The sequence below is a fragment of the Flavobacterium noncentrifugens genome, assembly GCF_900100375.1.
Classification (GTDB): domain Bacteria; phylum Bacteroidota; class Bacteroidia; order Flavobacteriales; family Flavobacteriaceae; genus Flavobacterium; species Flavobacterium noncentrifugens.
Genome location: NZ_FNEZ01000003.1, coordinates 276586 through 299771, shown reverse-complemented (window position 1 = coordinate 299771; position 23186 = coordinate 276586). Strand labels below are relative to the sequence as shown.

Genomic DNA, 23186 nt, shown 5'->3' with positions numbered 1-23186 from the left:
GGCGGCATGCACTATATTAGCTGAAAATCGATAATTTAAAAATGTCAGAAGAAAATCAATATACCGAAGACAATATCCGTTCACTCGACTGGAAAGAGCACATCCGAATGCGCCCAGGAATGTACATCGGGAAACTCGGCGACGGTTCTTCGCCTGACGACGGGATTTATATTTTATTGAAAGAAGTCATGGACAACTGTATCGATGAGTTCGTGATGGGTGCGGGAAAAACTATTGAAGTCACGATTCGCGACAAAACGGTTTCAGTACGCGATTATGGCCGTGGTATCCCGCTTGGAAAAGTCATCGATGTGGTTTCGAAAATGAATACTGGTGGAAAATACGATTCACTGGCGTTTAAAAAATCTGTCGGATTAAACGGTGTTGGAACCAAAGCAGTGAATGCACTTTCAAATTATTTTCGCGTAGAATCGGTGCGTGACGACAAGCAAAAAGCAGCCGAATTTTCAGCCGGAAACCTGACTGTCGAAGAAGACATTATCGATACGACAAAGCGCAAAGGAACGAAAGTCATTTTCATTCCAGACGAAGCGATCTTTAAAAATTACAAGTTCAGGAACGAGTACATCATCAAGATGCTCAAGAATTACTGCTATCTGAACAACGGTTTGACGATCATTTACAACGGCGAAAAATTCTATTCTGAAAACGGATTGAAGGATCTTTTAGAAGAAAATATTCACGCCGACGACCTTGAATATCCGATCATTCACCTCAAAGGCGATGATATCGAAATTGCCATTACACACAGCAAAAGCCAATATTCAGAAGAATACCATTCGTTTGTCAACGGGCAAAATACGACCCAGGGCGGAACGCACCTCGCGGCTTTTCGTGAAGCGATCGTAAAAACCATCCGCGAGTTTTACAACAAAGGCTTTGAAGCTTCGGATGTGCGAAAATCGATCGTCAGCGCAGTGAGCATCAAAGTTATGGAACCGGTGTTTGAATCACAGACGAAAACCAAACTCGGTTCGACAGATATTGGTCCGGATTTGCCTTCTGTGCGTACATTCGTTAACGATTTTGTCAAAAATAAATTAGACAATTATTTACATAAAAACCCTGAAACCGCCGACGCTTTGCAACGCAAGATCCTGCAGGCCGAACGCGAACGGAAAGAACTTTCCGGCATCAGGAAACTGGCCAAAGACCGCGCAAAAAAATCCAGTCTGCACAACAAAAAACTGCGCGATTGCCGCGTGCATTTAACCGATATCAAAAATCCGAAAAGTTTAGAAAGTACGCTTTTCATCACTGAAGGAGATTCGGCTTCAGGATCAATTACTAAATCGCGCGATGTCAATACCCAAGCGGTTTTTAGTTTGCGTGGAAAACCGCTGAATTCGTACGGCATGACGAAAAAAATCGTCTATGAAAACGAAGAATTCAATTTGCTGCAAGCGGCTCTGGATATTGAGGACGACATGGAAAACCTGCGCTACAACAAGATCGTCATCGCCACCGATGCCGATGTCGATGGCATGCACATCCGGTTGTTGCTGATCACGTTTTTCTTGCAGTTTTTCCCGGAATTGATCAAAGAAAACCATTTGTATATTCTGCAAACACCGCTGTTCCGCATCCGAAATAAAAAGGAAACGATTTATTGTTATTCTGATCAGGAACGCCGCGATGCGATGGAAAAATTAAAACCAAAACCAGAGATCACGCGATTTAAAGGTTTGGGTGAAATTTCGCCGAATGAGTTCCAGTTTTTTATTGGGGAAGACATTCGCCTCGACCCGATTATGCTCGATAAAAACACGTCGATTGAAACGCTTTTAGAGTTTTATATGGGCAAAAATACGCCTGATCGACAGGAATTCATCATCAATAATTTGAAAGTTGAACTTGATGCGGTTGCAGAATAATTAACAATAACATTTGGGCAGACATTTCCCGCTTTTCGCTGTATCTTTTTCCCTGCGGGACAAAAGGATGCCGCTACAATCGGGGCTGCAATGGGAACTAATAATCAAATAAGTTGTCAAAATCTGAAAGTCCAATCCATTCGACTTTCGACATTTGACTTTCGACAAAAATATGGACGAAGAAGAAGATTTGAATGTAAACGACCTGCCGCAAGAAGAATCCTCTTCAAGCAGCCAGCATTTCTATGAAAACGACGAAAACCCCGAAGATACGATTACGAAAGTCACCGGAATGTACAAAGACTGGTTTCTCGACTATGCTTCGTATGTGATCTTAGAGCGCGCCGTTCCTGCGATCGAAGACGGTTTTAAACCCGTTCAGCGCCGGATCATGCACTCGCTCAAGGAACTCGACGACGGACGCTACAACAAAGTGGCGAATGTTGTTGGGCATACGATGCAGTACCATCCGCACGGTGACGCAAGTATTGGAGATGCGATGGTGCAAATCGGGCAGAAGGAACTTTTGATCGACACGCAGGGAAACTGGGGAAATATTTTAACCGGTGACGGCGCGGCGGCTTCCCGTTATATTGAAGCGCGTTTGTCAAAGTTTGCCCTCGAAGTTTTATACAGTCCGAAAATCACCGATTGGGGCGTTTCATACGATGGACGTCGTGCGGAACCGAACAATCTTCCGGTAAAATTCCCATTACTATTGGCGTCAGGTGCCGAGGGAATTGCCGTGGGCTTATCCACGAAAGTGTTGCCGCACAATTTCAACGAGCTCATCGATGCGTCGATCAAAATATTAAAAGGCAAACCGTTCCAGATTTTTCCGGATTTCCAGACTGCCGGAATCGCCGATGTGTCGAATTACAATGACGGCATGCGCGGCGGGCGTGTTCGCGTTCGGGCGAAAATTTCGCAGTTCGATAAATCGACTTTAGCCATTACGCAAATTCCGTTTTCGACAAATACAACCACTTTGATCGACAGCATCCTGAAAGCGAACGAGAAAGGCAAGATCAAAATCAAAAAAATAGAAGACAATACCGCTGCAGAAGTCGAGATTTTAATCCACTTATTTCCAGGCGTTTCTCCCGATAAAACCATTGATGCTTTATTTGCGTTTACGGCTTGTGAGACTTCGGTTGCACCGTTAGGCTGTGTCATTGAAGACAACAAACCGCTATTTGTTGGCGTGTCGCACATGCTCAAAATTTCGACACATCGAACCGTCGATTTATTAAAACAGGAACTTGAACTCAGATTATCGGAACTCGACGAGCAATGGCATTTTCTTTCGCTCGAGCGGATTTTCATCGAAAACAGGATTTACCGTTTAATTGAAGAAGAAACTACGAGAGAAGGCGTCATATCTGCGGTTGATGAAGGTTTGAAGCCATTTACCAAGCATTTAAAAAGGGCCGTTACCGAAGACGATATTTTGCGTTTGCTCGAAATCCGCATCATGCGCATTTCGAAATTTGACAGCAACAAAGCCCAGGAAAAAATAGAAGCGCTTGAGGGTGAGATCGAACAGGTAAAACACGATCTCGAACATTTGATCGACTTTGCAATTGCCTATTTTACAAAATTAAAAGAGAAATACGGAAAAGGCCGCGAACGCCAAACTGAACTTCGTATTTTCGACAATATCGAAGCGACAAAAGTCATTCTTCGCAACACCAAATTATACGTCAATCGTGAAGAAGGTTTCGTGGGCACGAGCCTTAAAAAAGACGAATTTGTCGCCGATTGTTCTGATATTGATGATATTATCGTATTTCTGCGCGACGGAAATATGATGGTCACAAAAGTCGACGCCAAAACATTTGTTGGAAAAGACATCATTCATGTTGCCGTTTTCGATAAAACCGACAAACGCACGATTTACAATATGATTTACCGCGATGGAAAATCCGGGCCGTCGTATATTAAACGATTCAATGTTTCGGGAATTACGCGTGACAAATTGTACGATTTAACTAATGAAACCAAAGGCTCGCAAACATTGTATTTTTCGTGCAATCCGAATGGGGAAGCCGAAGTGATTACGATTTTACTGCGCCAGATCGGAAGCATAAAGAAATTAAAATGGGATGTCGATTTTGCGAATATTGCGATCAAAGGCCGCGCTTCTAAAGGAAATCTCGTCAGCAAATACCCTATCAAGAAGATCGAACTCAAGGAAAAAGGAATTTCGACTTTACTGCCGAGAAAAATCTGGTTTGACGATACGGTTCAGAAATTAAATACCGATGCGCGCGGTGAATTGTTGGGTGAATTCCGCCCAAGCGATAAAATCCTCGTCGTTTCATCTGCAGGAAAATTAAAAGTGATCATTCCGGAATTGTCGACGCATTTCGACGAAGACATGGTTATTTTAGAAAAATGGATTCCGAATAAGCCTATTTCTGCGATATATTACGACGGCGAAAAAGAGCGTTATTACATCAAAAGATTTTTGGTTGAAACCGAAAACAAAGAAGAAATTTTCATCACAGAACATCCAAATTCACAACTTGAAATCGTCGCTACAGATTACCGTCCGGTGGCCGAATTGGTTTTTACGAAAATTAAAGGCGTCCAAAAAGAAAACCAGGTCGTAGATGTCGAAGCATTCATAGCTGTCAAAGGATTTAAAGCGCTTGGAAACCAACTAACGGCTGATAAACTCAAGCAAGTCAACTTACTGGAACCGTTGCATTATGAAATTCCTGTAGAAGAAATTCCGGAACCGACGCCAATTTCGGAGGAAGATTTACCCGATACGGAAACCGATGATGACGGACAAATCGTTTTGTCATTAGATTGATAAAATTTTAAACCATCAAGAAATTAAGTTACATTAAGCTCTTAATGGTTCAAAAAAATTGCTATAATGAAAACGCCCGGTGAATTATCGGGCGTTTACATTGTAGCTATATGGGTTTATTCGTTGGCAGACAATTCGGTTTGGCCCATATCGATACTGTCGAGATAGGCTGTCGTGTTCCGGTTGTTGTCGAGCAGGTTGTCAATTTGCTGCAGCAGCGAATTTTTATCCATGGAAATATTTTGGCACGACATCATTTTATCCAAAGCGGAAAAATCTTTCTGGGCAAAATAAATACTTTGATTGTCAGCCTGACTTGATGCAGATTCCGAATCCAATATTTCAGGCAGGAAACATTCCATTGCCCATTCTACTTTTTTGTACTGCAATTTTGTTTTTTTGTACAACTTCGAAATTTCTTTTTTAGGCGAATTTTCGGATACGGATTTTCGAAGATTTAAGATGTTTTGTTCGAGATTTGTTGTCTCGTTCAACATTTCGCTTTTCAATTCGAAAATGCTTTTTTGCTGAGTGCAGCCCGTTAAAACGGAAACTGCAAAAAGGATCAAAAGGCTGTTGAATATTTTCATGGCATTCTTTTTTACAAATTTAGGGCTAAGCTTTTAGTGTGGTGTTAGGTGATGATTTTGAAATTGATACGTTATTGTAACGGCTTCGTAAAATGAAAAAACGCCCATAAATGAGCGTTTTTTGTGTTTCTATTTATTCTGATTTTTTTCATCTTCTTTCTTTTTCTTTTGAGAGTCTATGATCGCTCCGGTTCCGGCTCCAACGCCCGCTCCGGCCAATCCTCCGATTACAGCTCCGGCACCCGAATTGTGTTTGTTCACAATCGCACCGGTTACGGCTCCAACTCCAGCTCCGATCACTGCGCCTTTAGCTGCGCCGCTCCAGCCTTTTTTCTTGGCTTCGGGAGCTGCTGATGCCTGTGTAGCCGCAGCCTGATGCACGACAACTGTTCTTTCTTTTTTATTATCGGCAACCGCCTGCATGGAATCAATGGTTTTTTGTTTCGCGATTTCGGCTTTTTGCTTTTCCATGACGACATTCATCGAATCTATCGTGGTTTGCTTGGAATCATCGACAACTCCAGCTTCGTTTGCAGTTTGCTTGCAGGAAATCGCAAACAATGCAAGTGAACAAATTATAATTAGATTTTTCATGACTTTCCGATTTTTTTGGTGAAGTGTAAAATTCAGGAAAATCGACTGTAAAAGGGTTACAGCCTGACTCGGAAATCTTATAAAGTTTCATAGTCAATGAATAATTAACAATGAATAATTAATGATTTGTCAGTATTGCAAAAAAATGCTTCAAATTTTGAAGCATTTTTTATAGATAAAGAATACATTATTTATTATTTCTTCTTTTTCCCCATTTTCATATTTATCAATTCGACCAATAAAGAGAATGCAATCGCAAAGTATAAATAACCTTTCGGCAGCGGCGTAACATGATCTCCAAAGACCAAAGCGTTCGACAAATGCGCGGCTTCGGTAATCAGCATCAATCCGATCAGAATTAAAAATGCCAATCCTAAAATTTGAATGGACGGATTTTTGTTCACAAAATTCCCGACAGGAACCGCAAACTGCATCATGATAAATACTGAAATGACGACTGCAGCGATCATAATATACAATGAACCTGCAACGCCATTGGTCATTCCAACCGCAGTTAAAATACTGTCGATCGAAAATACAATGTCGATCAGGATAATCTGCACGATCACATTTCCAAAAGTGGCTTTTGCTTTTTGCCCGATACTTTTTTCCTCTTCGCCTTTATTGTCAACCTTTTCATGGATTTCCTTGGTGCTTTTGTAAATTAAAAACAGTCCGCCCAAAAGCAAAATCACGCTCTGCCCCGAAACCCGTGCACTTAGAAATCCCCAGTCAAAACTAAACCATGGCTCTTTCATCGCAATGAGTAAAGTGACTCCGAAAAGCAGTAATATCCGCATAAACATCGCTAAAAACATTCCGAGTTTAGTCGCTTTTTTGCGTTTTTCCTCAGGCAATTTTCCGGTAACGATCGAGATAAAAATGATGTTGTCGATTCCAAGTACGATTTCTAAAAAAGTCAGTGTCAGTAAAGCGATCCACGCATTGGGATTTGAAAAAATTTCCATGTAATTGATTAATTAATTTGTGTTGCAGTTCCTTTTTGCCTGGCATCGCTGCCAACAATTCCGAACTCAAAAGTATATTTTTTTTCCAACGTAGTCAAAATCCGAATGCTGATTGCCTGCTTTTCGGCCATATTTTTCGGGTGCAGTTTCTGCAAAATATACTCACAATCATTCACCCATCGAATCGTTGCCGTGTCGGTTTTTCCTTCATAAGTCTCAATGACCAGTGCATCGGTGCGGATTGAAGTCGTCGATTTCTTCACGCCATTGATGGTCACTTCCGACACAAATTTCCCGGTCTTAAAATCGGTACAATCATGTTTCGCCTCATAGCACGAAGCCATCGCAAAAGCACAAAACAGCAATATTATTTTTTTCATAATTGTTTTTTTAGGAGCTATTTCCCGCTTTTCACTGCAATCTTTTTTACATTTTTCCGCTGCGCAGCAAAATCATAAAAAAGGATTTCCACTTCAATCGGGGCTAGGGCAGTCATTTCAAAACCAGCATTTTTATTAACCGCATCTTCGCCTTGCAAGTTAATTATTCATTATCACCCAAGGCATAGCCGAACTGTATGGAGCGCAGCGGAATAAATGTTCATTAAATGACAATTATTAATTGTTCATTATTCATTACTTCAGCCGTTCCAGTTCATCATCCGTAAAATTCCGAACCGCTTTTTCCTTCTCAAATTTCGCCGAATTGTAATTGTTCGATTTGTTTTTCGGGATCGACAAACTTTCCCATTCCGATTGTTTCAGCATTTTCGCATAAAAAACAATCTGCCCTATATGATATGGATAATGAGCCAGTTGCCGGTTGATCGCTTCCACGACAGTGTGTCCTTCATTCCTAATGTAAATAACTTTTGAAAGCTGTTCGGGTTTTAAGTGATCAATCGCATCAAAAAAGCATTTCCAGCCTTTGTTCCAGCAATTTAAAACTTCTTCTTTTGTTGTTAAAACCGATTCAAATTCGGCGTCGCGGTTGCGCCAGGTTTTTTCACCATCGGAATTTAAAAAATCTGTCCAGCGCGACAGCATGTTTCCCGAAATGTGGTTTACAATGATGGCGATGCTGTTTGTGTCATCATTTACAGCAATAAAAAGCTGCTCAGGCTCCAGTTGCGCCATCGCTTTTTCACCCAGTGTTTTGTAATATAAAAACTGTTTTCTGACACTTTCAAGATAGGAATTTGCTGCTTCCATAATTAAATGATTTTAATGTCATACTTTTCTAAAAGCCCCGGAATGCCGCTCATGGCGAATTTAGCCTTTCGCATCGGGTTGCTTTCAGGATCGATTTTAAAATTGTAAGCAGTAGAAAAATTGGCGCTGGCCAAAATCGTTTCATCAAATACAGCACCTTCAAGATTTGTATTTTCAAAAACGGAAGAAGTCAGATCGGCGGATGAAAAATTCACGCCTTTAAGCGACGAATTTACAAATTTTGTTTTCTGCAGTTTCTTGTTGGTAAACCAGGAATAATCGAGCATGCAATCTTCAAAACCCACGCTAAACAGGAAATCCTGGCATTCATCAAAACGGATCCCGAGCAACTTACTGTCTTTAAAAGCAACCGTTTTTAAACTCGAATTCGGAAATTTCACCATCGCCAGATTGCAATCGATAAACTCACAATCAATGAAAATGCATTCCATGAAGATGTTGTTCGAGAAATCACAATTTTTAAAAATACAGCCATCGAATTCGCGGTTGCTGATCTTTTTGTCGAAATAAATAACCTTTTCAAAAGTCTTGTCAATGTGGATAAAATCTTCCATTATTTGCCGAATAAACTTTTCATGATCGTGTTCAGGCCTTTAAACATCAGAAACATCGCGAAAAAACAAACAACAATCCCGACACCCAAAACCAGGTAATGCCAGTTGTTGCCTTTGTTGATAAACGCATTGTAAATGACGGTTGGCCCGATAAAAAGCAAAGGCAGCGCCCAGGCCAGGTATTTGATGCCTAGGTTTAAAACGTCGCGGTTCGTATGGGTTGCCATTTTGATGTTGTTAGATTTCGTAATCGACGCAGCTTCTTTCTTCACGCACTTTTCCAATAAAATCGGCGATTTCATTGTGTTTTGGATGCACTTGGTAGGCCATCAGATCGTCCATAGAATTGAAATAAGAATCTAAAATCAAGTCAAAATTTGAATATTGATTTTCGATGTTGATGCCTACATGGATCGACTCGATCTGCGGAATCACTTCACCCAAATCTTCGAGTTTTTGCTTGATGATCTGGGCATTTTCGGCTTTGCTTTTTCCTTCAGCGGAATCTTTGAGTTTCCACATCACAACATGATGAATCATAATTTTAGTTTTTATAATTGTCGACAGCATTTCGCACGCTGCCATAAGTTTTTAGTAATTCGGATGCTGTTTTGTAAGAAACAGGAATATCGCCCATGATCATTTTTATGCCGCGATCAACTAGCTTTTTGTTGCTGAGTTGCATGTCGACCATTTTGTTGCCTTTGACTTTTCCGAGCTGGATCATCGTGGCAGTTGAAATCATGTTCAAGACCAATTTCTGTGCAGTTCCTGCTTTCATACGCGAACTTCCCGTGACGAATTCCGGTCCAACGACAACCACGACGGGAAATTGCGCCTTTAAAGCAAGCGGGCTGCTTTCATTGCAGGTAATGCAACCGGTTAAAATGTTGTTTTCGTTGCATTTTTCGAGTCCGCCAATGACATAAGGCGTTGTTCCCGAAGCGGCAATTCCAATCACCGAATCTTTTTCATTGATGTTGCATTCAGATAAATCGATCCAGGCTTGTGTGTCATTGTCTTCGGCATTTTCAACCGCGCTGCGAATCGCTTTGTCTCCGCCGGCAATGATCCCGTTTACAAGGTCGAAAGGCACGCCAAAAGTAGGCGGACATTCTGAAGCATCAACAACGCCCAATCGTCCTGAGGTTCCGGCACCAATGTAAAATAAGCGGCCGCCTGATTTCATTCTCGCAACGATTTCTGTCACAAGCTTTTCAATCTGTGGAAGCGCTTTTTCTACAGCAAGCGGAACGGTTTTGTCTTCGTTATTTATATTGACCAATAACTCGGAAACCGGCATTTTTTCTAAAGATTCGTATTTTGAAGATTGTTCGGTGGTTTTGGTAAACGACATTTTATCAGGTCAAAAGTTCAGTGGCGTAAAGTTACAAAGTCTGATTGGATTTTTAGTTGCAGAAAGTAAACAAACGAGATCAAAAAACAGTTAATTTATACGTTGTATTTCATCTGAAATTTTATATATTTGATTACGCTTTTAAAAGTGGCTCTACATTTCGTCCGATGTTTTAAAATCGGAAATACTGCATTTTTACTTGAAATCATTATTGGAAACTTTCCGGTGTTTTTCATTGTTTAAATTTCTGCAATTTTTATCCTAACCAAAAACGCAATGCAAATCCACATCCATTTACCAGAGCTTCATAATGAGGCGGGCTTTAAAGCTTCAATTTATAATATTGTCAAAAGAAATCAAGAAGATCTTTTAAGGCGGATTCCGTCGTTGTCTGAATTTACTGTCACTTTAAGAAAAACGCCTGAAAGTAGTATAAAGGTTGGAAATATGCCAGTTACGGCAAAACACCAACTGACTCAAAATGAAACGGCGTTTGCCATCAACATTGAATTCCGGTCGGCATTCGATGCGCAAAAAATCATTGATGTGCTTACATCAGAATTGAAGGGAATAAAAATCTTTTATGACTAATCCTGAATTCTAAAGAAGCTTATTTTTGGCAGCTGCTATGATATGTTGCTGGCATTCAATTTTTAATAAAAACGAAGGAGGCACACACTTATTTTGAGAGGTTTTAAAATCGAAAAACGGCTGAAAAATATAATCGAAAAGCGATGCTGTTTCAAAAGAATGTATATATTTGTTCTACCGCTTCATGCCGGAATTACATACGATGCAATTGTCAATACTACGCTACAGTAATGTGTTCCGAAACTTATATTCCTTTCACTTTCCTTAACAGCAAGCATTGATTTTATCGTATGTAAGCCGTTTAACATCGCGGATAACCCTATGAATCTGACGAATAATACTGAGGACAAATCAGAAAATAAAAGGATTTTAAATGTTGGTACTTTCCAACGCATTATCGAAGTGCTACACCAGCCGGTGCAGTTATTGAAAAGCATCAGAGGCCAACGTGATGAAATCACCGGTTTTGAGATTTTATATACCACAGCAGGTTTTGAAAGCCTTTTTCCTGTTTCTGAAAATCAATTCCTCCTTTTTGGGGAAGTTTCAGGCAATCAAAGCAAATATATGGAGCGGCTTAGAAAAGTTGCCGAAAGCGGTCAGGCCGATACTGAAAGGCTGACATTTATCAGAAAAGGTAAAAAAGAAAATTTACAGGAAGAAATGCTCCGATTTGATGACGGTATTCTTGTGGTGCAACATCGGTTAAACGATCCATTGCCAAAAACCGACGACAATAAAAACATCAAAACCGGCGATAAAATCAAAGACAGTGTAGAATTGTTACAGGTAGCGCTTGATTTTCCGTTGTTCGGGATTTGCGTTTACAAAGCGTTACGTAATGACAGCGGCAAAATCATCGATTTCGAATTTGTACTGCTCAGCAACTATAATGAAAGTTTTTCAGCACATCACGAACTCGTTGGCAAAAGGCTATTGGGACAATTTCCTGAATCTTTGAATAACGGATTGTTCGATAAATATGTCCGCGTGGTCGAATCAGGCGAAGTTTTAGATGGTGATGACGAATTTGGCGGATTGCCTCAAAATGAAAATCATTGGATACGCAGGCTAGGAATCAAGCTTGGCGACGGACTGGTAACGAGCTGGATTGATATTACCGGCCAGAAAAATGCAGAAATCGAACTTCAGAAACAAGCGAATTTGATCCGTGGCATTTCAGAAGCTTCAGCAGATATTCTTTATATCATGGATATCAACAGTCTGCAGATTTTATTTACAACCAGGAATATTGCAAAAGAACTCGGCTATGACCCCGAATTTATTTCATCCTTAAAACAACCATTGCTTGATTTAATGCATGAAGATGACGTTCCCGCAATGATCCTGCACGTCAAAAACATGAAAACCGCTTTGCCCGGAGAAATCAGGGAAATCGAATACCGGATGAAACACGGCGACGGAAGTTTCCATTTTTTCCGCGACAGGAATACGGTTTTTAAAAGGGACGAAAATAATGTTCCAATAGAAAAACTTGGCATCTCCCAGGATATTTCCGATGACCATACGAGGCAGGAAGACCTTAAAAAGCACCACAGTTTGTTGCGCCAGTCCGAAGAGCTGGCCGAATCAGGAAGTTGGGAATACGATTGTGCGACCAAAGAGTTTTTATGGAGTGATGGCATGTACCGCCTTTTCGAAATGGAAAAAGGAATTCCGGTCAGGCCGTCAATTTACCTCGATTATGCCCTTCCCGAAGATAAAGACATTGCCCAGCAGATCGTTGATGTGATGGAAAAAGAATGCGACCCGATCGAAGTTACTTTAAGAATCAAATCGGGAGAAACCGTAAAAACACTGCATATTAAAACAACGGCGCTCAAAGACCGAAAGAAAAGCACCCAGAAAATTTTGGGCATCGATATGGATATTACAACTGCCCGCGCTGCCGAAGAGAAAATCAAAAAGCTCAATAAAAAATTAAGCACTAAAAACCGCGAACTCGAAACACTGAATTCAGAGCTTAAAACTTTCAATAATATTGCTGCCAATGATTATAAAGATACGCTTCGAAACCTTTACATCAATCTTGAAAACGTAATCAAAGCAGATGCTTCGGGCATGAGCGACACCGGAAAAGGAAATTTACGCAAAGCGCAGGTAGGTATCCAGAAAATGAAACTCCTTACCGATGATCTTGTAGCGTTTTCGCGCATCCCGATGCTCGACAGCAACAGTACAACGGTAAACCTGAACGAACTCGTCCAACATGTGATCTCCGGACTTGATGATAAAGTGAAGGAAAGTGCCGCAAAAATTACGATAGGGCAACTGCCAACCCTTCAGGGCATGCCGGTTCTATTGTCGCTGTTGTTTCACCATCTGATCGACAACGCGATGAAATTCCGTGATCCAAATAAAATTCCCGAAATCAAAATCGATGCACACGAGATCAGTAAGCACCAGCCCGGCGATGGGGAAGTGCGTTATTACATCATCACAATTACGGATGACGGAATCGGATTTGATCCAAAAGAAAGCGAAAAACTATTTACGATTTTTTACAGGCTGCACGAACGTAGCGCCTACAGAGGTTCAGGAATTGGGCTTGCCGTGTGCCGAAAGATCATGGCCATGCACGGCGGTTACATTAGTGCTGAAGGTTTGCCTGGAGCAGGCAGCGTAATCAGTTGTTCTTTCCCGGCCTGATGCGGGAAGCATAATCGGTTGTTTCGTCAAGGACATTCAAAATGATCTGTGTCAGGTTTTTAATGTTTGACGGTTTGGTGAGGCAACCGGTTGCGCCGGCACGAAGCACTTCATTCTTCATGCTTTCGGCACTGCCATTCGAATAAATATACACCGGAATATCCTTAAATTCTTTTTGTAGCCTAATCATTCTCAGGCATTCAAGCCCATTCATTACAGGCATGTTCATGTCAAGCAACACCACATCGGGATTGTGGTTCTCGATTGATTTTATTCCGTCAAAACCATTGGGCGCATAAAAGCAATCGAGGCCGGGAATTTCGCTGGTGAGCAATTTGAGCAAATCAAATTCGTCATCATCGTCATCAATTAAAAGTAAATGTCTTTTCATGTGTAATGTTTGTTATGAGTCATGCAAATCGAGAACCTGCAACGAATTGCAAATTTTAAGGAAACGCTTAATGGTTTAAAAAAATAACTGCTGCAGAAGCAGTAAAACGGAAGTATGTATGGCTCTTATTTCAGGAAGAAATTTGGAGTAAAGCGTTACAAACGTAGTCATTTATAAATGCCAAACCTAATATGTTAACGCTTTTAAAGATAAATGTTAAAAAATAATTTCCTGAATTTCGCGGATGGTATAATTTATCCGAAGAATTCTATAACTTTATATGCATTGCCGGATTTACATTTGTAGTACAATCAGCTGTGCACCAATCCAAATTTTAATATTGATTGCTTTTATTGATGGAAAAAAAGATGCGCATTGCCATACTCGGCGGCGGCCCAAGCGGCATGTTTATTTACAAAAGGCTTATAGAATCTGGCAAGACCGATTTTAAGATTGAAATTTTCGAGCGAAAATCACAGCTTGGCGCAGGCATGCCGTATAGCAGCGCTGGTGCGAATGCAGAGCACGTGACCAATGTTTCCGACAATGAAATCCCCAAAATCGTTACTTCAATTGAAGAATGGCTGCAAACGGCTCCGGCCGGATTGTTGCATGATTTTCACATCGACTCAAAACATTTCAACGAATATAAGGTGTTGCCACGATTGCTTTTCGGAAAATACCTCGAAGGGCAATTTGAGCTCTTGGAACAACAGGCTGAACAAAAAGGCATTGCAACTACTGTTCATTTCAACAGCGCGGTCACCGACATTATCGATTTTCCCGAATCAAATGAAACGGCGATTGAAATTTCAGGCCAATCTATATTGAAATTCGATAAAGTCATCGTTTGCACCGGACATTCATGGCCACAAAAATTTGAAGGCATCGTTCCCGGATATTTCGATTCGCCTTATCCGCCATCGAAACTCGCCAGGAAATTCAACCATACGATTGCGATAAAAGGCGCGTCGCTAACGGCAATTGATGCAATCCGGACATTGGCGCGGCAAAACGGTGCTTTCGAAAACGAAGCTGACGGAAAATTGAAATTCACCATTTCAGAACAAAGCCCCGATTTTAAAATCATCATGCACTCCAGAAGCGGCCTGCTTCCTGCGGTGCGTTTCCACCTTGACGATCCGCACCTAAAAAACAACTCATTGCTTACCGAAGACGAAATCAAACAGCACATCAAAGCCAACAACGGATTCTTATCGCTTGATTTTGTATTCGAAAAAGATTTTAAGGCACCGCTGCGCGAAAAGGACGAAGCCTTTTACAATAGGGTCAAAGACCTGGATATTGAAGCTTTTGTAGATGAAATGATGGAACTCCGCGAAAAGCTCGATCCATTCCAGCTTTTTAAAGCCGAATACCAGCAGGCCGAAAAATCGATCAAAAGGCATGAATCTGTTTATTGGAAAGAAATGCTCGCGATCTTGAGCTTTGCGATGAATTATCCGGCCAAACATTTATCTGCCGAAGACATGCAGCGGTTGCATAAAGTATTGCTTCCGCTCATTTCGATCGTCATCGCATTTGTTCCGCAAAGTTCGTGTCTCGAATTGCTCGCTTTGCACGAGGCCGGGGTTTTAGACATTATTGCCGTTGGCCCTGATGGCGAAGCTGAACCCCAAAAGGAAGGCGGAATCGTTTACCATTACACCGATGAATCGGGCGAAAGCCAATCGGTATTTTTTGAAACTTTTATCGATTGTGTCGGACAGCCGCATTTGTCGTACGAAGAATTGCCTTTCAAAAGCCTGATAAAAAATAAAACTGCGAGTCCGGCCAGGTTGAAATTCAGGTCGGCAGCAAACGGCAGCAAAGAAAAATCGGATGGAAATAAAGGCGTTGTGGAAGATTCAGATGGTTCTTACTACCTGAAAGTTTCGGGAATTGCGATCAACGATAAATTTCAGCTATTGGATGCCTTTGGTGCTTACAATGCGCGCATTTACATGATGGCAGTTCCATACATTGGCGGTTTCAATCCTGATTATTCCGGACTTGACTTTTGTGAAGAAGCTTCTGCAAAAATAGAAAAGGCGTTGTTTGAAAATTAACGATTATTCTATTCAATCTCCTGCATTGCATATGTTCCTGTTTTTGTATTATTACTTTCTTAAATATGCGAAATATTCAATTTTAACATTTGATAATCAGTAAATTATGACGATAAAATACCGCAAACGTTTTCGTTGAATTTGCAGTTTATCGGCGATTTTTGTGTTTGAATATGCCTTTTCTGCGCTTCATCGAAAAGTTCAAAAATACCCTTTTTGAAATGGTTTTCCAACCAACAGTTGTATATACATTTGTCCCGCTCAAATAAATTATTCGGGTCTATTTATATCAAATGTTTGTAATCATGAAGAAGTTTTTTATTGTAATTGTTCTTTTTTCAATCTCCGGGTTTTCACAGCCACTTTCAGGAAATTACGTTATTGGTGCCTCGCAGGCGGCACCGTTTAACACTTTAACCAACGCTGTAAACAAACTGAACACTGTTGGTGTCTCGGGGCCTGTAATTTTTCTTTTGAACGACGCATCGTATACCGTTTCATCAGGTGAAGTTTTCCCGATTGCAATCAACCAGTTTACTGGAACTAGCGAAACAAATACGTTTACAATCAAGCCGAATGCTGGAAAAACGGTGCTCATCCAGGCTGATAATATCAATTCCTATACGTCGACGCAATCGGTAATTAAATTAAACGGTGCTGACAACGTGTTTATTAATGGCAGCAATAACAATTCGACTTCTAAAAATCTGACAATTGTAAATACCAATGGTTTGGAATATTCCAAAAAAAGCGTGATCTGGTTTGCCAATGAAGGCACATCAAACGGCGCATTAAATAATACGATCAGCAATCTAAATATCCGTCAGCAAAGTATTACAGGTGATCTTTCAATCGGAATTTATTCAGGAGGAACTGCTGTCGATGCCGTTGCTGCAACTTCGGCAAATTCAAACAATACTATTGATAATGTGACTTTTACCAAAGTAGGCCAGGGTATTTACATTACTGGAAATGCAACAACGCAGAACTGGAAAATTATGAATTCTGTTTTTGGAGCTGCCGCAGATCCGGATAAATCTTTTGTTGGAATTTACCTGAACAATGTCAAAAACTACACAGTCAGTAACAATACGATTGACGGAATCCTGAAAACGACGACCAACTACAATCCGATCCACGGCGGAATCTACACCGATGGGAGCAGCAGCGACGGAAAAATCTTCGGAAATAAAATCAGCAACATCAAAGAAACGACAGGATCTGCATCTAGTACCGGAATTTTTGTAACTGGAAATAACACAGCAGTATACAACAATTTTATCAATAATATCCGCGCACAGGGAAATGGCGGATTGGCAAATAACGGATTCGGAATTTGCATCAACAGCGGACAGGCAATTTCAATTTATTACAATACCGTAAAAATGGTTGACAACCAGAACAGCGGATTTTCTGCGGCCTTTTACATTGCAGCAGGTTCAGCGCTAAATGTTGTGAACAATATTTTCATGAACACGCAAACTTCTGGCGCTGCACGTTACGCGATTTATTCGGCTGTGTCGGCTTCGGCTTTTGCAAAAATCGATTATAATGATTATTACACCACACAATATATTGGATATCTCGGCGGCAACGCGACGGCTTTGTCAAATTGGAAAACCGCTACGACACAGGATTCACATTCGGTCAATTTGCTTCCGGTTTTTTTATCTGCAACAGATTTACATCTGTCAACTACAGGAAATGCAACACTTGATAACCTTGGGACACCAATTACAACCATACTTTTGGATATCGATTTGGAAACCCGAAGTACTGCAACGCCGGATTTTGGAGCAGATGAATTTGAAGCAGCAAAATGTGGCAATGCAACAACCTGGACTGGCAGCAGCTGGAACAACGGCAGCCCGACAACTGCTTATAAAGCGATTATTGCAGCCAACTATTCAACTGCTTCGGGAAATATCGCTGCCTGTGAACTTGTTGTGAATGCAGGAATAATACTGACAATTAACAAAGATCAGTACGTAGAAATCCAGAATGATGCGACCATCAATGGAAATGTTGTCGTGGAACATGGCGGAAGTTTCGTTCAGGTGAAAGAAGATTCTAAAGATGTACTTTCAGCAACGGGTGCCTTTACAATGAAAAGAACAACGAGTCCGATAACAAAATACGACTTCGTGTATTGGTCTTCTCCAATTGAAAACCAAACGCTGTACAATTTAAGTCCTGAGACAAGGTTTGACAAATTCTACAAATTCAATCCGCTGAACGGTGCCTGGGTCGTGATCGAAAACGGTGCAGAAACCATGGAAAACGGAAAAGGATATATCCTTAGAGGACCGGCGAGTTTTTCAGATACGGTAGCTGCACCGTTCAATGCTTCTTTTACAGGAAAACCTCATAATGGGCCCATTTCAGTTCCGGTAACGAAATCAGTTTCGGCAATGAACCTTATCGGAAATCCGTATCCTTCAGCGATCGATGCAAAAGCTTTTCTGAATGATGCCAATAACAGCAGTTTCTTGAACGGGACAATCTATTTGTGGACGCATGCCACGCCGATCCAACAAAACGGAGTGAGCACTTACGGATATTCAAGTGCTGATTATGCGGCATACAACAAAATTGGTGGAATAAAAACAAGTGCTACTTCAGCGGCATTCGCCGGAAATATTGCAGCAGGCCAGGCGTTTTTTGTAGAAACACTTGCAACAGGAACTGCCGTTTTCAAAAACAGCATGCGTATCAAAACAAACAATACACAGTTTTACAAAACGTCAAATCCGGTGCAGGCATTGGAAAAGGACAATCGTTTCTGGTTGAATCTGATGAACGAACAAGGCGCTTTCAAGCAAACGTTGATCGGATATGCAAATGGAGCAAGCAATGGTTACGACCAGCAATACGACGGATTGATGGTAAATGGAAACACCTATATAAACTTTTACAGCATTGTTGAAAATCAAAATCTCGTGATTCAGGGACTTGCCCTTCCGTTTCACAATGAGCAGGTAATTCCGTTGGGATATTCAACAACAGTTGCAGGAACTTTTACAATTGCATTAGACGGTTACGAAGGTTTATTTAACGGACAGGAAATTTATTTAGTGGACAAACTGCTGAATGCGGTACACAATATCAAATCGGGAAATTACAATTTTACAACTGCAACGGGAACTTTTAACGATCGTTTTGAAATCAGATTTTTAAATGAAACGCTTGCTATGAATGATATTTATCAAATGCAGCAAAATACGGTTGCATTTTCTGACAATAATTCGGTTTTCATAAAATCTACCGAAACCATTGAAGCTGTACAGTTATTCGATTTAAACGGAAAGTTAATTTTCAGCAAACAAAATATCAATGCAAAGGAGTTTAACACAGGAGCTTTAAGCATAAAAAATCAGTTGCTCATTCTTCAGGCTACATCTGATAAAAATGCAATTTATACACAAAAAATATTATTGAATTAAATATTTAAAACCTCCAATTTTAAAAGCCTCCATATTATCGGAGGCTTTTCTTATATGTTGAAATCGTGTAAATATCAATACAAATTATATAAGTTTTAGCCCAATAACTTTTACGATTTTTACAGTCCCCAAGTTTACAATAATAAATGATTAACCCTAATACGATCATTATGGAAAATATTGAGGCTGAAAAAGCCGTATCTATTGTCAGAGAAATCTTGGCACCAAGGCTTTCGCCTGAAAAAATCACCTACAAAACCATGAAAGGCTACACAGCGATTTTGCTCGAAGACGATCGCTATCAAACCATCTGCAGGCTTTATTTAAATAATGAGCGTAGAAAATACCTTGGTATTTTAAGCAAACATAAAATTGAAACCCGCAGCAGGATTCAAAGCATAAATGAGATTTTCAACCACTCCAATGATCTGCTTAAAAACATTTCGATTTATATCGGATAACTGTGAAGGACAACACGCAAAAAATTGATGCAGAGTGCAGATGCCAATAGCTTCAAGCTTAATATTAAAAAAAAGCCTCTGAATTTCAAAGGCTTTAATTAATTTTATGCTGCAGTAGCATCGCGAAGTGCTTTCACTTTATCGTGATCCACTCTCAACTTGGATTGTTGTTCCCTAACTAATGACACCTGCTCTGATGAAAGTCCGGAATCGCTGTCAGACAACACATCTTCATAAGCTTCCTGCGCTTTATCTTCACCGAATTCGCATGAAGCTAAAATTTCGTGACGGTTGTTTCCGGTCAATGCCGCTTTCACATCCATCCAGGCGCGGAAAAATTTTCCGGTTACTCTTGTGCCTTCTTCCGGCTCACCGCCAAGTTTGCTCACTTCTGAACGCAATTCGCTAAGGATTGAGGTGCTGGTACTTGACAATTCTGAAAAAAGGCTTTTCAAATCTGCCGATTCAGTTTCTTTTGAAGCGGTTTCATAACCTTCAACACGGTCGTTGTTGATTTCGATCAGGTTGTTCAATGCCGAGATATTTTTTTCGTTGCTCATGACTGTAAATTTAAATTTATTTATTTATGTAAAGTTCAAAAAATGACGACTGCCAACCGTTATACGATTTTTGTTAGTTTTTGCAGCTTTACCGCTTTTGCTTTTTTACGGAATTCGCGCATCGGAAAATCCATCAAATTCAGTAACTTTAGAAGTTCAACGAGCATGCAAAAGACCTTATGCCTACCAACAATAGCCAGTTTTATTCCAATCTTCATCCAAATAAAATACCACTTGGCGAACTCTTCTCAAGGGAAAAATTATTTTACAATGTTCCGAAAGAATGGCATGTTGTGATTACCGATATCAAAGGTTCAACAAATGCCGTTTTGCAGGGAAAACATGAAGAAGTAAACCTGATTGCAACCGGAAGCATTGTCTCGGTACTCAATATTGCTTTTCCGATGAACATTACCGTTCCATTTTTTTTCGGTGGTGATGGTGCGACTTTCCTGATTCCCGAAGTGCTGATCGATAAAGTCACCAATGCGTTGCTGGCGTATAAGAAAAATACTTTTGAAAATTCCGGTCTCGATCTTCGTGTGGGAAGTGTCACTGTCGAATCGGTTTATGCCAATAGACATGAGATCAGGATCGCCAAATTCAGCAGTGCGCCTGCATTTTCAATTCCGATTGTACTTGGCAACGGACTCAATTATGCCGAACAGATCATTAAAGGCGAAGATTACCTGCTTTCAAAAGGTACACCAATCGCGACTGACTTGGATTTAAGTGGCATGCAATGCCGCTGGGACGAAATTCCGCCACCGGAAAACAAAGAGGAAATCGTTACCTTGTTAGTCGTCGCATGTAAAGTTTCGCAGCAATCCAGAGCATTTAAAAAAATCCTCGAAAAAATCGATGACTTGTATGGAACGCCCGAAAAAAGGCAGCCCATTTCGGTCGCCAAACTCAAACTCAAAACTACATTCAACCGTTTGGGTGCAGAAATGCGCGCCAGGCTAGGAAGCATCAAATGGATCGAACTCATCCGCGAATGGTTTGTGTCACTTTACGGCTACATTTATTTCAATACAACAAAAGGAAAAAAATACCTTAAAACGCTCGTCGACATGTCGGATACTTTGGTCATTGATGGAAAAATCAACACGGTCATTTCGGGAACGGCAATACAGCGCGAAGCCTTGCAGCAATTGCTCGATCAAATGGAAAATGAAGGAACGATCCTTTACGGCTTGCACATCAGCAGCGCATCTATCATGTCGTGTTATGTCAGGAATCTAGAAGAAAGCCACATCCATTTTGTCGATGGTTCCGGTGGCGGCTACACCAAAGCTGCGGGAATGTTAAAAGCAAAACTTTAATTTAGAATGGTGTAAAATTTGTCCAGAATGCTATAATTCTGATGTGTCTATATATGGTAATTTAGACTTTCAAAACACTTAAAATGAAAGCAGCATCTGCCGTCAAAAAACTTTATCCATATCAGGAAAGAGACATCAATATACTATTCGAAAAAATAGCGACGCTTCCCCAGCATTCCAGGATTCTATACCAATTGCCAACAGGCGGCGGAAAAACAGTCGTCTTTTCTGAAATTGCAAAACGCTTCATCGAAACTTCCGGTTCCAAAGTCATGATCTTAACCCATCGGGCAGAACTTTGCAGGCAAACAGCAATAACTTTAAAGAATTCGGGTGTTCAAAATGCGATCATCAACAGCAAATCGAAAAAGGCAGATCCCAAAAGCGATTGTTATGTTGCCATGATCGAAACTTTAAAGAACAGGATCAAGTCCAAAAAAATCCAGACGCAAAACATCGGGCTTGTGATCATCGATGAAGCGCATCACAATTCGTTCAGGAAACTGCTCGGGAATTTCAAAAATGCTTTTGTCATCGGGGTAACGGCAACGCCTTTTAGTTCTGATGTTTCGGTTCCGATGAACGTGCATTACAACGAGCTTGTAACCGGAGAAAACATTCAGTCGCTGATCGATGGCGGATTTCTGGCTAAGCCAATGTCACACGCCTATGAAGTCGAACTCAACACGCTCAAAACCGGAATTCACGGTGATTATACCGTAAGTTCCTCTAACGAATTGTACAGTTCCCCGGCGATGCTAAAACTTTTACTGGAAGCTTACGAAAGCAAAGTAAAAGGCAGTAAAACACTGATTTTCAACAACGGAATCGACACATCATTAAAAGTTGCCGAATTTTTTTCTGATGCCGGAATCCCGATAAAGCACCTCGACAACCATACGCCAAACGAAGAACGAAAAGAAATCCTGAAATGGTTCAAAAAGACAAAAGGGGCGGTGCTGACATCGGTTTCGATATTGACCACTGGCTTTGATGAACCCACGGTGCAGGCGGTGATTTTAAACCGCGCGACGACATCGGTGACGCTATACCATCAAATGATCGGGCGCGGTGCAAGGCGGTTGGCATCTAAAAACAACTTTACGATCATAGACATTGGAAACAACATCCAGCGCTTTGGCCAGTGGCACGAACCGGTGGATTGGAAGTTTGTTTTTGAAAACCCTGCCGATTATGCAGCACAGTTGCAATACCACACCAGTAGCGGTTCAGCAGTGCAATCTCATGCCATTTCAGCCGAACTTCGCGCGCGCTTTCCCAATACGCTCGAAATGGCTTTTGACATCGAAGGGAATTTACAGGATGTTGCCGCACACCACCTGAAACCAAAACGCGTCATCCAGTTTTCAATCAGGCAACAGGCGTTGATGTGTCTTGAAAATGCAGAAACTTTAAGCGAAGCACTGGCATTGGCCGAAGCCCTGGCTCCCGAAATTGAATGGCGCGTCAAGCAATATGTAAAAGCCATCGACAAAGCCAGCAAGAATTACAAAGACTGGCTTATAGAAGATTACAACGACCGTTTGCAACGCCTGATTAAAAAACTGTTCCACAGTCCGGTTTTGCAAAAAGTGGCCGGATAACAATTGCAGATTGATGCAATCTCTTGAGGTGAATTGCCTCTTTTCAGATTTCCTTTTTTCT

Annotated in this window: 21 protein-coding genes; 9 read left to right on the top strand and 12 right to left on the bottom strand. The window is 40.9% G+C overall.

Features of this window, described 5'->3' with window-relative positions; translation table 11 throughout:
- Positions 1-41: 41 nt before the first annotated feature.
- Entirely contained in the window at positions 42-1895 is a 1854-nt protein-coding gene (locus BLS32_RS10920) for a DNA topoisomerase IV subunit B (RefSeq protein WP_091395437.1), read from the top strand.
- 172 nt (positions 1896-2067) lie between these two features.
- The gene (locus BLS32_RS10915) at positions 2068-4716 is read left to right on the top strand and encodes a DNA gyrase/topoisomerase IV subunit A (RefSeq protein ID WP_091395436.1); all 2649 of its coding nucleotides are present in this window, start codon (positions 2068-2070) and stop codon (positions 4714-4716) included.
- A gap of 116 nt (positions 4717-4832) precedes the next feature.
- Here the strand turns inward: BLS32_RS10915 and BLS32_RS10910 are convergent, their stop codons facing one another.
- From BLS32_RS10910 to murQ, 10 genes are all read right to left on the bottom strand, one after another.
- Positions 4833-5306 carry a hypothetical protein gene (locus BLS32_RS10910; RefSeq protein ID WP_091395434.1) on the bottom strand — a complete coding sequence of 158 codons (474 nt, stop codon included), beginning with the start codon at positions 5304-5306 and terminating at the stop codon, positions 4833-4835.
- A 129-nt stretch (positions 5307-5435) separates the two neighbouring features.
- On the bottom strand, positions 5436-5900 hold the full coding sequence (locus BLS32_RS10905) for a glycine zipper family protein (RefSeq protein WP_091395432.1): 465 nt from the start codon (positions 5898-5900) through the stop codon (positions 5436-5438).
- 194 nt (positions 5901-6094) lie between these two features.
- The gene (locus BLS32_RS10900; RefSeq protein ID WP_091395430.1) at positions 6095-6868 is read right to left on the bottom strand and encodes a TerC family protein; all 774 of its coding nucleotides are present in this window, start codon (positions 6866-6868) and stop codon (positions 6095-6097) included.
- Between the two features lie 8 nt (positions 6869-6876).
- On the bottom strand, positions 6877-7248 hold the full coding sequence (locus BLS32_RS10895; RefSeq protein WP_091395427.1) for a DNA topoisomerase IV: 372 nt from the start codon (positions 7246-7248) through the stop codon (positions 6877-6879).
- Positions 7249-7265: 17 nt separating this feature from the next.
- Positions 7266-7406: a hypothetical protein gene (locus BLS32_RS18505; protein WP_175453163.1), complete on the bottom strand. Its 141-nt coding sequence runs from the start codon at positions 7404-7406 to the stop codon at positions 7266-7268.
- A 97-nt stretch (positions 7407-7503) separates the two neighbouring features.
- Positions 7504-8079 (bottom strand): DUF1572 domain-containing protein, encoded by a 576-nt coding sequence (locus BLS32_RS10890; RefSeq protein WP_091395426.1) that lies wholly within the window; start codon positions 8077-8079, stop codon positions 7504-7506.
- A 2-nt stretch (positions 8080-8081) separates the two neighbouring features.
- Positions 8082-8654, bottom strand: a complete 573-nt coding sequence (locus tag BLS32_RS10885) for a pentapeptide repeat-containing protein (protein ID WP_091395425.1) — start codon at positions 8652-8654, stop codon at positions 8082-8084.
- Positions 8654-8881, bottom strand: coding sequence for a DUF6095 family protein (locus BLS32_RS10880; RefSeq protein ID WP_091395424.1), 228 nt, complete (start codon positions 8879-8881; stop codon positions 8654-8656). Before BLS32_RS10880 ends, BLS32_RS10885 begins: the two co-directional genes overlap by 1 nt.
- Positions 8882-8891: 10 nt before the next feature.
- Entirely contained in the window at positions 8892-9194 is a 303-nt protein-coding gene (locus BLS32_RS10875; protein ID WP_091396104.1) for a Dabb family protein, read from the bottom strand.
- Between the two features lie 4 nt (positions 9195-9198).
- The gene (murQ, locus tag BLS32_RS10870; RefSeq protein WP_091395423.1) at positions 9199-10011 is read right to left on the bottom strand and encodes an N-acetylmuramic acid 6-phosphate etherase; all 813 of its coding nucleotides are present in this window, start codon (positions 10009-10011) and stop codon (positions 9199-9201) included.
- Between the two features lie 276 nt (positions 10012-10287).
- Between murQ and BLS32_RS10865 the strand changes: the two genes are divergently transcribed.
- Together BLS32_RS10865 and BLS32_RS10860 are read left to right on the top strand one after the other, a co-directional pair.
- Positions 10288-10602 carry a hypothetical protein gene (locus BLS32_RS10865; RefSeq protein ID WP_091395422.1) on the top strand — a complete coding sequence of 105 codons (315 nt, stop codon included), beginning with the start codon at positions 10288-10290 and terminating at the stop codon, positions 10600-10602.
- A gap of 321 nt (positions 10603-10923) precedes the next feature.
- Positions 10924-13272, top strand: coding sequence for a sensor histidine kinase (locus BLS32_RS10860; RefSeq protein WP_091395421.1), 2349 nt, complete (start codon positions 10924-10926; stop codon positions 13270-13272).
- Here BLS32_RS10860 and BLS32_RS10855 read toward each other — a convergent pair.
- Positions 13250-13663 carry a response regulator gene (locus BLS32_RS10855; RefSeq protein WP_091395419.1) on the bottom strand — a complete coding sequence of 138 codons (414 nt, stop codon included), beginning with the start codon at positions 13661-13663 and terminating at the stop codon, positions 13250-13252. The genes BLS32_RS10860 and BLS32_RS10855 overlap by 23 nt on opposite strands.
- Before the next feature lie 368 nt (positions 13664-14031).
- Between BLS32_RS10855 and BLS32_RS10850 the strand changes: the two genes are divergently transcribed.
- From BLS32_RS10850 to BLS32_RS10840, 3 genes are all read left to right on the top strand, one after another.
- The gene (locus tag BLS32_RS10850) at positions 14032-15732 is read left to right on the top strand and encodes an FAD/NAD(P)-binding protein (protein WP_245699416.1); all 1701 of its coding nucleotides are present in this window, start codon (positions 14032-14034) and stop codon (positions 15730-15732) included.
- A gap of 305 nt (positions 15733-16037) precedes the next feature.
- Positions 16038-19175: a right-handed parallel beta-helix repeat-containing protein gene (locus BLS32_RS10845; protein WP_091395412.1), complete on the top strand. Its 3138-nt coding sequence runs from the start codon at positions 16038-16040 to the stop codon at positions 19173-19175.
- 146 nt (positions 19176-19321) lie between these two features.
- A complete protein-coding gene (locus tag BLS32_RS10840; protein ID WP_091395410.1) occupies positions 19322-19636 on the top strand; it encodes a hypothetical protein in 315 nt (104 codons plus the stop codon).
- 104 nt (positions 19637-19740) lie between these two features.
- Here the strand turns inward: BLS32_RS10840 and BLS32_RS10835 are convergent, their stop codons facing one another.
- Positions 19741-20196: a ferritin-like domain-containing protein gene (locus BLS32_RS10835; protein WP_091395408.1), complete on the bottom strand. Its 456-nt coding sequence runs from the start codon at positions 20194-20196 to the stop codon at positions 19741-19743.
- 179 nt (positions 20197-20375) lie between these two features.
- Between BLS32_RS10835 and BLS32_RS10830 the strand changes: the two genes are divergently transcribed.
- Positions 20376-21521, top strand: a complete 1146-nt coding sequence (locus BLS32_RS10830; RefSeq protein ID WP_091395405.1) for a DUF3095 domain-containing protein — start codon at positions 20376-20378, stop codon at positions 21519-21521.
- Between the two features lie 83 nt (positions 21522-21604).
- On the top strand, positions 21605-23125 hold the full coding sequence (locus BLS32_RS10825; RefSeq protein WP_091395402.1) for a DEAD/DEAH box helicase: 1521 nt from the start codon (positions 21605-21607) through the stop codon (positions 23123-23125).
- Positions 23126-23186: the final 61 nt, after the last annotated feature.